This window comes from Legionella feeleii (assembly GCF_001467625.1).
In the GTDB taxonomy this organism is placed as follows: Bacteria; Pseudomonadota; Gammaproteobacteria; order Legionellales; family Legionellaceae; genus Tatlockia; species Tatlockia feeleii.
Map to the genome: position 1 here is coordinate 23,104 of NZ_LNYB01000081.1, position 13,338 is coordinate 36,441.

Sequence of the window (13,338 nt, forward strand, 5' to 3'; positions counted from 1 at the left end):
AATCCTCTGTTTTATAACATTTCCTCTTGTAATCCTTAGGGAACAGGATAAGTCGCCGTACGGGTGCAACGGACAGCGAGGAAGGGGAAATTAAATATATAGTACTCTGCCTGCACCCCTGTACTGAAGTGCTGGGCCATCGCATAATTCAGATCAGCCTGATTAGAAGTCCAATAGGGATTGGTCGTTTGAAAATTGCCCAAACTTATACCTGAACTATCGACATTAAGTAAGTTAGTGTAGATAGCATTGAGCTGATTAATTGCCGGCAAATACCAAGTGGTCACTCCCGATCCACCAAACTCCGTGCAATTATTAGCGGCATAATCATCATTACCATAAGTTTGTATAATGAGCTGAGTATTTTGAGCCCCATTGTTAGGATCAGTCGCGCCAGTATAAAGATTCAAAACAGAACCCCAAATGTCGACAAAATTGTCAGCAGGGGTAACCAGGTTCATTGTCTGAGCGCCTGTGTCAACCATAAATACAATGTCATGTGAACTGCCACTTGTAAAGCCCATGGCAATTTCCAGTGGATTGGCAATTGGAGAGGTAGTCGTGATTGGAAGCACGGCGGGTATAAAAGGGGTGTCTGAACTAAAGAGCAACTGACAAGTGTTTCCCGGGCCTGGGCTCGGCGCCAGGTTAGCACACTGGCTATCGTCCAGGTTCACTGTTCCAACCCAGCTGGCAGGAAGAGTCGCTGAAATGCCGGTAACGTTGCCTATCGTAGAGGTATTCGTTAAAGTCACTGCAGTCTGTACCGCACCGTTGTTATCGATAGAAACAAGTGGTCCTAATGGGCTTACTGTCACAACGGGATCAGTCACAATTTGGACAACAATAGGGATGGTATTGGTATTGTTCCCTCCTATATTCACCGTTGCGGTTTGTGGCGTGTTTCCCCCAAAGGTTATATCACAGCTATTTTGCGGTGGCAGACCAGCAGGACATGTAGAAACAGCGGTCATGCCCGCAGGGACAACTGGATTAACATTGAGGCCGTTTGCATTGAGTCCACCCGGCGGTTGCGTATTGGTTATCTGCAACACTTGTGTATCATTGGCCACGTATTGCAGCGTCGGCGTGGGGGGGGTCTGGGCTGGGGGAGATGTCGTAATAATGACCGGCGCCACGGTTACATTCACAGTCGCTGGAGGATTTGACGTATTCGTCCCGGTAATCGTAATGGGAGTACTGGCTACCGAAACCGCTGAAGTGACAGTAATGGTGCAAGTGGCATTTGGTGCAAGCGTGGGCGTACAAGTATTGCTGACCAGCGTAATCGGAGCAACCAAATTAGGCGCCACATTAAGCGCAACAACAGGGGAAGTATTTTGTACTGTAATCACGCCATTAGCTCCCACCGTAAATTGCAGGTTTGTCGGCGTAGCAGTCAGCGTGGCGAAAACGGCCTGCAGTGTTATCGTCTCCTGGTTGGTATTCGTACCACCAATGATGACCCCTGTGGGTGCGACCGCAACAGCCGAGGTAAAAATGATCGTACAACTGCTTCCAGGCGCTAACTGCACCCCGCAACTGTTACTACTTACAGTAAGTGGGCTTCCCAGTGGAATTTGAGCGGCGATATTCTGTGCAAAAGCGCTTGCCGACGTATTGGTCACGGTGATTATAGCCGTACCCCCCACAGAAAAAGTTCTCATATTGGGGGAGGCATCAATCGTCGCTGAAACCGACGGCGTTACCGTGACGCGTAAGACGTCGTTATCTTTGGGTTTTGAACATAAAAAAGGATCGGGGCGGAGATCGGTCGCGCTTCTGGTCTTACAGACTACCGGCCCATAAAACAGTGGGCGGGGTATCTCACTGCCGAAAAGCTGCAAACGGAGCAAACACGATTGTCCCACAGCCAAAGGAAAGGGATAGGGGCAAGCACCAGCCCCGCCAGTGAGCTGAATGATTCCAGAAATGGGTTGCATGACCAGCGTACGGTTAAAAATAGAGGTATTGGTAACCCGGTAGGTTGCAAATCCAGTTCCATTGGCAGTAATCTGCGTAGGTGCCTTGACAACAGGTTCGATATTAAATACAGGCCGCGAATCATTCGCCTGGGCCGTGATGGAAAATCCCAACGACAAAGCGATGGTTAATCGTTTGAATAAACTTACTATTTTCATCATCAAACCCAATCCTTGAAAAAACAATCCTTAACACAAATAGGTCAAACTTAATTGAAATTGGGAGCTGGTGATATTATTAATACTCGGCCCAGTTCCCATCGTTTGCCCGGGCGCACGTCCTAATTCACTCTTACCCCAACCCATCCATTCGTAGCCAATGCCAGCCCACCAATTAGGTGCGAAGGGCATTTGTATCCCCGCACCCAAGGTATAACTGAAACTATTGGTGCTTGTTGTCTGGAACGATGGCGCGGGTACCGCTTGTTGAATTCGTGGCGTAATAGAGTAGGAAGAGGCCTTGTTACGACCATAACCTAGACTGCCGCTTATGTAAGGGACGATCTCGTAATCAAAGTCGAGGTTAAGCAACAATTTACCTTTCAAAGCAACATGCATATGCTGCACTTTGTAGCTATAGGCAAAGTCATTGTAGAAGGAGTTCCCATCTTCATAAACATCACCATCCAGTGATGAGGATGACGTTCCTGCAAAAGCCAATCCCAATTGGCCTTGCAATTTGGAATTCAGTACTCTTTGCATGCCAAAAAATAATTCAGCAGCAACGATTGTCTCCTTGTCACGGTCAGCCGTATAGGTTTTAAACACATCCGATTGCAAATAAATGGTTTGCGTTTGCCCAGCTTTCATCCATGCAGGTCCAGCACTTGCAGTGATAACCCAGGCCGAATCACCATCCCAGTACTCATCGCCCATGACTCCCGCGGTAGCACCGGCCGATACGATACAACCCAACAGCTTGCAATTTCTTTAAAGTCATTACACATCCCGGTATTTATTATTTTTTTAATGTCGTCATAGGAACTGTTGATGACATTTCCGCCTGATTAGCTAACTTACCGCATTTAAAACAACTTTTCCACGCTCTTATGTGTGCTTATGACTAGATTTTCGAGCACCGCAGCGGAGCATCAGCAAGTATGTGAGCTGCGAAGCAAAAAAAATTCAGTCATAAGCGCCAGGATAGTAGATAGGTCAGCACCCCTAATAGTCCAACGGTTTTCCTACTGCTTGCGCAATAAACAGGCGCTTTAGCGGCGAGCAATGATTGGAAATACGCAAACCCAAACCGCGAAGGGCAATCATAGGACTAAAAGGGCTGGTAAACAGAGTTTTCAAACCATCCATCATGGCAATCACCTGCCAAACAGCATACTTGCGTTGACGTTGGTAAGCCCCTAGCGCTCTTGATGAAGTTAACGCGCCTTTTCCCCTATCAGTCAGACAGGCCAACCAGGCAGAGACATCCGCCAAACCCACATTAAGACCAAGGCCTGCAAGCGGGTGAATAGTATGTGCAGCATCACCTAATAAAAGCCAGTGCTTCCCACTGTATTGTTTCGCATGACGCATACTCAACGGAAACTGATATCGCGCTCCCTGTACTTTTACCTGCCCCAATTTATTAGCAAAGGCCTGTGTTAATTCCTGACTGAACGCGTCATCATCAAGAGCCATCAATCGCTTTGCAACATGGGGTATCGTTGACCAGACAATAGAGCATTGCCGCTCATCGATCAGGGGAAGAAAAGCTAAAGGGCCGTCAGCATTAAAGACTTGATAAGCCGTTTTTTGATGTTTTTTCTCTGTACTTACCGAAGCAACAATGGCCTGATGATGGTAAGACCAACTCGTCAAAGGCACTTTCAGTAATTGGCGGCAAGGGGAATTGCCACCATCAGCAACCATCAACAATTGAGCTTGCCAGGATTTACCAGCGCAGCTGACTGTAATTGAATCCCCTTGTTGTTTCACTGCCGTGACCGCATTGTCTGGAAATAGGGTAACGTTGCTCTGTTTGGCTATTTCTTGCAATAAGGCCTGTTTAAGTATCGATTCCTCCAGAATCGTCCCTAGCTGCTGTGCCGCAATCATACGTGCATCAAATTCAATATGGGCTCCGTTTCCAGCATCCCAGACATACATCCGTTGGTAAGGCGATACACGCGTTTGATCTAATTGCGGCCAAACCCCAAGCTGCTGCAATAAATCCTGGGATGCCTGGTTAATCGCATAAACACGACTATCCGGTTTTGCTGCGTTAACCGCCATAGTACCGGCATCCACCACAGCAGTAGAGAATCCTTGCTGAGCCATTGCCAAAGCAGCCGTTAAACCAACGACTCCCCCACCAATAACAACCACATCAAATTGCTGGTTCATCAAGACTCCTTCGATTCCAGAGCGATCCCACAAACCAAATCCGGCGTTACTCCTGCAAAACCGCGTGTGTAGCGAGTTAAGATTTTTTTTAATAGTGCACTGTTATCCATCGCAATGAGGCCTAAATTGCGAGCCAAAGCGATCCCTGGCAAACGGCTGGTGAAAAGACTAACCAAACCATCCGTCAAGCGGATTATCGCTGTTTGATCATGGCGCCTCATCGCCTGATAACGCTGTAACATCTTGTCATTCAGGCCATCTTCAATAATGCATTGGGCCAAAGTCGCCACATCGCGCAAACCCAGATTAAACCCTTGTCCTGCCACTGGATGCAAGGTGTGGGCAGCATTGCCGACAAAGACTAAAGGCCAGGCAATTTGCTCTGGCATAAATACCTGGCGTAATGGATAAATAGCTCGCTTACCCAGTTTTAAAAAACGTCCCAAGCGGTAACCAAAAGCCTGTTGTAAAGCCGTTAAAAAGGCAGTTTCATTAAGCGTCATCAGACGTTTTGCTTCTTCGGGTGGCAAAGTCCAAACTAGGGCAGCACGATTATCAGTCATCGGTAATAAGGCTAAAGGCCCAGAGGAAGTAAAACGCTCATAAGCCTGTTCTCGATGGGCTCTGGCCAAACCAATATTGGCGACAATCGCCTGCTGGCCATACTCTTTTAGCTTCACTCTCAAGCCACTAAAACGGCGTACCGCTGATTCAGCGCCATCTGCAGCAACAATTAACTTGGCCTGAACAGTGCACTCACCAGCAGCACTGCTAATAGTTGCCAGCCCTTCTTGCCTCGCCAATGCAGTCAGCTTGGCAGGCGCTAAAATCTCTGCCCCTTTTAATAATTCATGCAAGGCGCGATTAATAGACTGCATTTCCACGACATAGCCTAAAGGATGGGTTACCTCGCCTTGCAAGCGCGCGGCACCAAAACGATACTGATCGGACACATGAATTGTAGTGATAGGCGTTGCGTCTTTCAGCAAAAGCGGCCAAATCGCTAACAGTTGTAAAATCCGCACACTGGCTGGAGAAAGCGCTAAAGTGCGCGCATCAAAATCACTGTTTACTTTGTTGCTAAAAGGGTTCGCATCAACCAATAATGTGCTATACCCTTTGTTTGCCAAAGCAAGCATTAATGTGGCTCCAGTCAATCCGCCACCAACAATTAGAATATCAACCTGTTTATCAGCCACGCATTAACGCCTCAATCTCAGTTATTTCTGTCGGCAGAGCAGCCGTTAAATTCTCATAACCATCTTCGGTTACAAGAATATCATCTTCTATTCGCACACCAATATTCCACCAGCGTTGCTCAACCCCGTCCATTCCAGCACTGATATACAAGCCTGGCTCTACGGTAAGCACCATCCCTGCCTGCAAGGGACGCCATTGACCCTCGATTTTATAGTGACCGCAATCATGGACATCCAAACCTAGCCAATGCCCGGAATTATGCATGTAGAAAGGCTTATACGCTTCTTGATGGATTAGCTCATCCACCTGCCCTTTTAGCAGGCCTAATTCACACAAGCCACTGGTCAAAATACGAACCATCCTTTGCTGAATTTCATTCCAGGCTACTCCTGGTTTAATGCAAGCGATTCCGGCTTTCTGGGCCTTAAGGACTAACTCATAAATGGCCCGTTGCTCTGGGTTAAAGCGGCCATTGACAGGGAAAGTTCGGGTGACATCAGAAGCATAATTACTGAATTCACCGCCAGCATCAATCAACACCAAATGACCGTCACGCAATGGCTGATTATTCTCGGTGTAATGAAGAATACAGGTATTTGCACCACCACCAACGATTGGATCATAAGCAACAGCCCGGCAACCTTGACGACTAAATTCATAAAGCAATTCTGCTTCCAATTGATATTCATAGGCAATCTGGCTACAAACCTGCATTGCACGTTTGTGAGCGGCAACGGAAATATCAGCAGCCCGACGCATCAATGCGATCTCTGCTGTTGTTTTGATTAAACGCATTTCGCTTAGTACAGGCTCCAAATCACACAAGGCTTCCGGTGCTTTAACGCCTCGTCTTACTTGTCCTTTTAAGGTTTGTAAGGCTTGTAAAACATGTTTTTCATAAGCTGGATAACGACCGATAGCGTAGTAAACGGCTGTCTTGCCTGTCAGAAACGCTGGTAAATGCTCAGCTAGCGTCTCTATGGCATAAGCGGCAGTCATATTGAGTTCTTTACAGGCTCCTTCTTGACCCAAACGCTTGCCAGTCCACTGCTCCTGGGCAGGGTTACGGGGACGGTTAAATAAATAATTTTCATTGTTTTCACCGGCCACGATCAATAACAGGGCTTCCGGCTCATTAAACCCCGTTAAATAGTAAAAATAACTATCCTGGCGAAAGCGGTAATGCGCATCGCCATTCCGTATGACCTCATCAGCGGCAGGGATAATTGCAATAGCGCCACTGGGTAATTTTTGCGCTAATCTTCGCCGTCTTTCCTGATATTCTTGCTGACTAATCATCTCAATATCCTTTCAAGAATTCTTCAATTAATGGGTGGTATTGGAAGAATCACGACCTTCATGATTGGCGAGTAAATCACCGTACAAGCGCAAAACGGCCATACGTGCGTATTCACTGACCTCCATCAATGCCTTTTCGTCCTCTTCATCAATCTGTAACGACTCATAATCCAATTGTGCAAATTCCAGCAAATGCTGTAACGCCTCCTGCGATTCATCTTCTTGCAATTGTTCATAGCTGATACCAGCCATCGTCATACCTTGCGTAAACCCTTCGCACCACTCGCTAAAAGCTTGGGCACGATCAACAAGGGACTCATGCTCATCAGGCAGCATTAATTGAAATTCAAAATCAAAATTGGCAAGTTGTTGCTGGCTCAGTGAATAAACATCGAACATGGCAAGCGCTGCAGCCCGGGTCGATTCATTGCGTTTATAATTAACCATTAACGCACGCAAATAAGCTTCACCCTCAGCGATCGCACCTGCACAAAGATAACCACACATCACACCATGCAACTCACTGCTGGAAATAGGTAGCCCTAAAACAGAAATAGTATCCACGAATGATTGATATGTAGGAAGGTGTATGGGATTATTTTCAGCAGACATAATAAGCTCATTAGCATAAAATGACTAATAATAACTGATTTGCTCGGGCAAACCAAAATTGTTACCATTTAATAGTACGGGTCACTACAGGTTGCGATAAAATGACAACTTCTAAATCATGCTCCATCAAGTTAATGAATAAATCCTATGAGATTAAATGCCCTGATAATGAGGTGGAGAATCTACAACAGGCAGCAGATAAGCTGAATGAAAGAATCGTTCATAACAAGAAAAAATTTAAACAACTGGACGACTTTCAAACACTGCTCCTGGCAGCACTTCACGTCAGTCATGAATTGATCAGCTGCCAAAGACAGCAAGAACAGCAACGTTTGCAAGTTACTCAATTTATCAACTCCCTGGAAAATAAAATTCACCAGGTGGTTCATGGCAATATTAGCCAGGACCCGCAAACTGATTAGCCTTGTTTTAAGCGTGTTGGTACCTGTTGATAGCGATTAGGTCTTTCGCTTATCGTTATTGATTTAATTCGGTTGGCTCCATCATTCAGGTGTTTAAACCAACATCCAGCACGCCGGACAGACGAGTCACCCGCAGCCTGCAATTGAAGTAAAAAACGACAACCAAGATTTTCTTCATCGAATACAACGAAAAGAATATGTAAATTCAGCGAAAGCCAGTTTATCTGAAAAGCAATAATGCTATACTGCAACTAACCCGACAGCGAGTGATTTGTGAACCAATAATCACACTTAGGGGAGCGTTCTGTAGCCGGCGTTGTGCAAGCCCATTATAAAGTGGGAAGCCTGAACTGACTCATCTGCCCCCCACTTGAACCCCAGGGTTCAAAATCATAGCGGTCGGGCTCTCTTATACCAGTTTATGGCCTGAGCCGTCGCCCTCGAACATATTCACCAACGCCCCTAAACGCCCCTGCTTTAAGGCAATAACCTCAAAAAAACCATATTTAATCGGAAAACCGGCTAAATCCTTACGTTTTTTCTCAGCAGCATTACATTTAGTCTTGCCGGAAGGGGCAAAAGGATTGGCAAATTTATCCTTGGGCCGCTCCTCTTCATACACGTACAGGCAAAAAGTATATAAAGCATCATGCACGAGATTAGCTTCTCTTTCCGTTAGACAGTTTATTTGCCGCCTAGTTTCTGCCGCAAAATCAAGTGCAGCCGAGTAAGAGCGATCTTGCAAGGTAGCAAACTCTTTGCGGAACAACTCGATAGTATGGTCAAGCAACTGATTCTCATCAAGAAGTTTTAATTGCCTGGATTGATAAATAAACGAGTATATCCAACGCGTATTATCAACGGCGTGAAGGAGCGCCATGCGTGCCGTTGGTATTAACGGAGCAAGGTCTTTTAAACACGCTTCATCCCTGAATGCCTTGGTGTCCACATAACAATTGTTCCGAGCAAAAAAAGCCTGCCAAACCGGGATATCGCTGCATAAGCTGGTAAAGATCGCCAACTCGGAGTTTCTTTCTTCGTCAGTAGTATGCAAACGGTAATAAATTAACGGGGGTATGAGGGCTAATTGCTCAACAGTACAACAACGGTGAAGCAAATAAAAAAGAGTGACCAGTATTGTGGTTTTTGCTTTGAGCTTCCCTACTTCATGCCCAAGTTGCAGACGTTCTATTTTGGCAATAGACGCGTTTAACTGGACCATCGGATAACCAGGACTCCCCCCTCTTTCCACATAACTTATCAGCCGGCCGGAACGTGTAAGCATAAACAGCAATTTATCGAGTTCTAACTGGCTCTGGCCTAAAGAAAGATATTGCCTGGCTAATACACGGAAAAGAATAGGATGATGATAGTCACTTTCTAACAGACCCGCACGGCTTAACTGTTTTTGCAAGTGCAGCCAGGGACTGACCTCCTCCCCTTTTTGCCAGCTTTCGTGTGCGATATTTTTAGCTACCCATGCCCAATACTGGTCCAGAATCAAACGAACCTCAACCATAAGTTCAGGGTAAACCGGACTTTCGTCACTTAAATCCTGTAACAGGGCGCCCAATTGGAGTACTAAAGAAAATACTTCCCCACCCTCACCATCTCCCTCTAAAAATGCCCCTAATGCGTTTTCCTCTTTAAAGGCCTCTGACGGTGCGTCAAGCTGAGTAACGGATGCTACTCCATCTTGTTTTAATGCTTGTCTTAATTCACGCACCGCCTGTTTAAATTCACCAATATTCATTTTTTCACTCCCTGAATAATGAACTTCTTAGCTACTGCAGAACGTCGTAAAGATAAAGCAAGGCCTATTACCTTAGCACGCCACGCGCTTAAGTTCAAATTTTGCCCTTGGGAGTTAATATTTACCCGGCCTTAAGCTGTTCCTTGAGGAGTAACAACTCATCACGCACTTTCGCAGCCTGTTCAAATTCCATATTTTTGGCGTGATTATGCATTTGTTTTTCCAGAATTTTTATTTGTTTTGCTAATTGTTCTGGCGTCATTAACAAATATGGCGCCTGGCGCTCAGCGAGCTCCATTTTACGTCGACTGCTATAGGCTCCTTCCATGATATCCGTGATGGATTTGTGAATTGTTTTGGGAGTAATACCATGTTTCAGGTTAAATTCTTCCTGTTTACTACGCCGCCGCTCCGTTTCATCAATAGCACGTTGCATAGACCCTGTTATCTGTTCAGCATATAAAATAGCGCGTCCATTTATATTACGGGCAGCTCGACCGATGGTTTGAATCAAGGAGCGATCAGAGCGCAAAAAACCCTCCTTGTCAGCATCAAGAATAGCGACTAAAGCAACTTCCGGCATATCCAGGCCTTCGCGTAAAAGGTTAATCCCCACCAGCACATCAAATTCTCCCAAACGGAGATCACGAATAATCTCCATTCGCTCCACTGTATCAATATCTGCATGTAAATAACGTACCTTTACCCCATGTTCACGCAAATAATCCGTTAAATCTTCTGCCATACGTTTTGTTAGTGTCGTTACTAAAATACGCTCCCCTTGGGCGACGACTTGGCGAATTTCAGAGAGTAAATCATCAACCTGATTTTTAACTGGCCGGATAATAACCACCGGATCCACCAAGCCGGTAGGGCGTACGACCTGTTCAGCAATGTTGTCAGAATGATCACGCTCGAAGGGCCCGGGGGTCGCCGAGACATAGATAGTTTGCGGCGAGCGCTGCTCGAACTCTTCAAAACGCAGGGGACGATTGTCCAGGGCGGAAGGCAAGCGAAAACCATAAGCAACCAGAGTTTCCTTACGCGCCCTGTCTCCTCGATACATGCCGCCAATCTGAGGGACTGTCACATGCGATTCGTCAATGACAAGCAAGGCTTCCGGTGGCAAATAATCAAATAAGGTGGGTGGCGGTTCGCCAGCCTTACGACCAGATAAATAGCGGGAATAATTTTCAATCCCCGAGCAATAACCTAATTCCAACATCATCTCAATATCAAACGCAGTGCGCTGTTGCAAACGTTGTGCTTCCAGTAACTTATCTTGGCTTGTGAATTCGGCAAGACGTTCCTGTAACTCTTCTTTGACCAAATCAATCGTTTGCAAAATTCGCTCACGCGGCGTGACATAATGGGTTTTAGGGAAAATAGTGACTCGTGGTAAACGCTGCAAAACTTCACCAGTCAGTGGATCAAAACGGGAAATGTTTTCCACCTCTTCATCAAAAAGCTCGATACGAATAGCCTCTTTTTCAGAATCGGCAGGAAAGATATCAATGACATCCCCATGAACCCGAAATTGCCCACGTTCAAGCGAAACCTGACTGCGAACATATTGCATTTCAGCCAATCGTTTTAAAATCTTGCGTTGTTCGCATTGTTCTCCTCTAGAGAGATGTAATAACATACGCAGGTAAGAATCGGGATCACCTAAACCGTAAATGGCAGAAACCGTCGCGACAATAATGGCATCCTTGCGTTCGATTAGCGCTTTGGTGGCGGACAGGCGCATCTGTTCGATATGTTCATTAATGGAGGCGTCTTTTTCTATGAACGTGTCAGAAGCCGGGACATAAGCCTCTGGCTGATAATAATCATAGTAAGACACAAAGTATTCCACGGCATTGTCAGGGAAAAAGGTTTTGAATTCGCCATAAAGTTGGGCTGCCAAAGTTTTATTCGGCGCCATAATAAGGGTTGGCCTTTTCATCGCCTGGATAACATGTGCAATGGTGTAGGTTTTACCTGATCCGGTGACGCCTAGTAGAATTTGGCGGGCTAAACCAGATTCCAGGCCGTCAATCAGGGATGCTATGGCAGCAGGTTGATCACCGGCAGGCTGATAATTTGAGTAAACTTTGAATGTATTTTTCATAGTGTAACTATAACCGATCAATCAGGTGTTGTGACAGTTTTTAAAACAAAACCAGTTGATCAGCAACAAAGCACAGGAGTTTAAAAGTGAATATTGTACTGTCAGATCGCATACAACAGGTAAAACCGTCTCCTACCCTGGCGGTAGCAGCAAAAGCCGCTAAGATGCGAGCAGCAGGTTTGGATATTATTGGGTTGGGTACGGGTGAGCCCGACTTTGACACTCCGCAACATATTAAAGATGCGGCGATCGCTGCAATTAATGCCGGTTTTACCAAATACACGGCGGTTGAGGGTATTGCTGAACTAAAGCAAGCGATTAAAGACAAATTCAAACGCGATAATAATTTGGATTATGAGTTAAACCAGATTCTCGTATCCGTCGGAGGCAAACAAAGTGTTTACAATTTATGCCAGGCACTGATTAACGAAGGTGATGAAGTCATCATTCCAGCACCTTACTGGGTGTCTTATCCTGATATCGCGCTATTAGCTGGCGGTGTGCCCGTGTTTATTCCTTCAACGCCCGCCGCTCGCTTTAAAATTACTGCAGCGCAGCTCGAAGCAGCGATTACACCCAAAACCAAATTACTTTTCTTAAACAGCCCATCTAATCCCTCCGGCGTAGCTTATAGCCTCGCTGAATTGAAGGCCTTGGGTGACGTATTAAAAAAACATCCAAACGTGTTCATTGCCACTGACGACATGTATGAACACATCATTTGGACTCAACCTTTTGCCAATATTTTAAATGCCTGCCCGGAATTATATGAGCGTACTATTGTCTTAAATGGCGTTTCCAAGGCCTATGCGATGACCGGATGGCGAATTGGTTATGCTGGCGGCCCAGCACCGTTAATAGGGGCCATGGCTACGGTACAATCCCAATCAACGTCTAACCCCTGTTCTATTGCCCAGAAAGCATCCGTAGCAGCGTTAAACGGCGGCGATGAAGAAGTGAAAAAAATGGTTGAAGCGTTCCGTCAACGCCACGATTACATTGTCAGCCGTTTATCTGATATTCCCGGGATAGAAGTGATTCCCGCTGATGGGACCTTTTACAGTTTCCCCAACGTCCAGGCAATTATCGAAAAACGTGGTTATCAAAATGATGTTGAATTTGCGGAAAAGTTATTGCAGGAAGTTGGCGTAGCCTTGGTTCCCGGCTCTGCCTTTGGTAATGAGGGTTGCATCCGTCTCTCCTTTGCTACCAGCATGGATATCCTGCGTGACGCAATGGATCGTTTACAGCGTTTCTGTCGTTAAAACAAATAGGGTAATTCCCTGGGGATGAGCTTAAAAGGCAAAAAGTAAAAAATTGTCGTAAATCCCCTTGACCCACCAGCGGAATCGATTTAAGATTCCGCCTCATTCCCCGGTAGCTCAGTCGGTAGAGCGGATGACTGTTAATCATTAGGTCGGCGGTTCGAGCCCGTCCCGGGGAGCCAATAGAATCAAGAAATTATGATGTTTGATTCAAAGCTTTTAATTTTCATGTAGAAGCAATGTAGAATTTTGGAAGCCTCATCATAGCCAACACGGATTATTTTTAAAGGAGTAAGAGATGAAATTTATCAATGTTGAAATTAACGAAACCCTAATGACTGAATTACTA

General features: G+C 45.8%; 11 protein-coding genes, 1 tRNA gene and 1 other RNA gene. 4 read left to right on the plus strand and 9 right to left on the minus strand.

The features are described from left to right. Positions 1-35: 35 nt before the first annotated feature. From Lfee_RS09980 to Lfee_RS10005, 6 genes are all read right to left on the minus strand, one after another. Positions 36-2,144 carry a hypothetical protein gene (locus tag Lfee_RS09980; protein ID WP_058446382.1) on the minus strand — a complete coding sequence of 703 codons (2,109 nt, stop codon included), beginning with the start codon at positions 2,142-2,144 and terminating at the stop codon, positions 36-38. Between the two features lie 27 nt (positions 2,145-2,171). Then, positions 2,172-2,858 carry an outer membrane protein gene (locus tag Lfee_RS09985; RefSeq protein WP_058446384.1) on the minus strand — a complete coding sequence of 229 codons (687 nt, stop codon included), beginning with the start codon at positions 2,856-2,858 and terminating at the stop codon, positions 2,172-2,174. Positions 2,859-3,146: 288 nt separating this feature from the next. Beyond that, entirely contained in the window at positions 3,147-4,325 is a 1,179-nt protein-coding gene (locus Lfee_RS09990) for an FAD-dependent oxidoreductase (RefSeq protein ID WP_058446386.1), read from the minus strand. Continuing rightward, a complete protein-coding gene (gene ubiH, locus Lfee_RS09995; RefSeq protein ID WP_058446388.1) occupies positions 4,325-5,524 on the minus strand; it encodes a 2-octaprenyl-6-methoxyphenyl hydroxylase in 1,200 nt (399 codons plus the stop codon). The genes Lfee_RS09990 and ubiH overlap by 1 nt, the downstream gene beginning before the upstream one ends. After that, a complete protein-coding gene (gene pepP / locus Lfee_RS10000) occupies positions 5,517-6,824 on the minus strand; it encodes a Xaa-Pro aminopeptidase (RefSeq protein ID WP_058446390.1) in 1,308 nt (435 codons plus the stop codon). The genes ubiH and pepP overlap by 8 nt, the downstream gene beginning before the upstream one ends. Positions 6,825-6,851: 27 nt before the next feature. Further along, positions 6,852-7,436, minus strand: a complete 585-nt coding sequence (locus tag Lfee_RS10005; RefSeq protein ID WP_058446392.1) for a UPF0149 family protein — start codon at positions 7,434-7,436, stop codon at positions 6,852-6,854. 101 nt (positions 7,437-7,537) lie between these two features. Here Lfee_RS10005 and Lfee_RS10010 point away from each other — a divergent pair, with 101 nt between their 5' ends. After that, positions 7,538-7,858: a cell division protein ZapA gene (locus Lfee_RS10010; RefSeq protein WP_058446394.1), complete on the plus strand. Its 321-nt coding sequence runs from the start codon at positions 7,538-7,540 to the stop codon at positions 7,856-7,858. Here Lfee_RS10010 and Lfee_RS10015 read toward each other — a convergent pair. Further along, positions 7,855-8,109, minus strand: coding sequence for a hypothetical protein (locus Lfee_RS10015; protein WP_058446396.1), 255 nt, complete (start codon positions 8,107-8,109; stop codon positions 7,855-7,857). The genes Lfee_RS10010 and Lfee_RS10015 overlap by 4 nt on opposite strands. On the opposite strand from Lfee_RS10015, the gene ssrS reads away from it, so the two are divergent. Further along, a non-coding RNA gene (gene ssrS, locus Lfee_RS16540) (6S RNA) lies at positions 8,109-8,268 on the plus strand. The genes Lfee_RS10015 and ssrS overlap by 1 nt on opposite strands. Here ssrS and Lfee_RS10020 read toward each other — a convergent pair. Continuing rightward, positions 8,268-9,611: a hypothetical protein gene (locus Lfee_RS10020; RefSeq protein WP_058446398.1), complete on the minus strand. Its 1,344-nt coding sequence runs from the start codon at positions 9,609-9,611 to the stop codon at positions 8,268-8,270. The two genes, ssrS and Lfee_RS10020, sit on opposite strands and share 1 nt — an antisense overlap. Before the next feature lie 121 nt (positions 9,612-9,732). After that, entirely contained in the window at positions 9,733-11,724 is a 1,992-nt protein-coding gene (gene uvrB / locus Lfee_RS10025; protein WP_058446400.1) for an excinuclease ABC subunit UvrB, read from the minus strand. 86 nt (positions 11,725-11,810) lie between these two features. On the opposite strand from uvrB, the gene Lfee_RS10030 reads away from it, so the two are divergent. Together Lfee_RS10030 and Lfee_RS10035 are read left to right on the plus strand one after the other, a co-directional pair. Beyond that, entirely contained in the window at positions 11,811-12,989 is a 1,179-nt protein-coding gene (locus tag Lfee_RS10030) for a pyridoxal phosphate-dependent aminotransferase (RefSeq protein WP_058446402.1), read from the plus strand. 106 nt (positions 12,990-13,095) lie between these two features. Continuing rightward, a tRNA-Asn gene (locus Lfee_RS10035) sits at positions 13,096-13,171 on the plus strand. Positions 13,172-13,338 lie beyond the last annotated feature (167 nt).

Excerpts from the sequence above, each read along its gene's own strand:
- Lfee_RS09980 (WP_058446382.1), bottom strand. The coding sequence starts at position 2,144 with ATGATGAAAATAGTAAGTTTATTCAAACGATTAACCATCGCTTTGTCG.
- Lfee_RS09985 (WP_058446384.1), bottom strand. The coding sequence starts at position 2,858 with ATGGGCGATGAGTACTGGGATGGTGATTCGGCCTGGGTTATCACTGCA.
- Lfee_RS09990 (WP_058446386.1), bottom strand. The coding sequence starts at position 4,325 with ATGAACCAGCAATTTGATGTGGTTGTTATTGGTGGGGGAGTCGTTGGT.
- pepP (WP_058446390.1), bottom strand. The coding sequence starts at position 6,824 with ATGATTAGTCAGCAAGAATATCAGGAAAGACGGCGAAGATTAGCGCAA.
- Lfee_RS10005 (WP_058446392.1), bottom strand. The coding sequence starts at position 7,436 with ATGTCTGCTGAAAATAATCCCATACACCTTCCTACATATCAATCATTC.
- Lfee_RS10010 (WP_058446394.1), top strand. The coding sequence starts at position 7,538 with ATGACAACTTCTAAATCATGCTCCATCAAGTTAATGAATAAATCCTAT.
- Lfee_RS10020 (WP_058446398.1), bottom strand. The coding sequence starts at position 9,611 with ATGAATATTGGTGAATTTAAACAGGCGGTGCGTGAATTAAGACAAGCA.
- uvrB (WP_058446400.1), bottom strand. The coding sequence starts at position 11,724 with ATGAAAAATACATTCAAAGTTTACTCAAATTATCAGCCTGCCGGTGAT.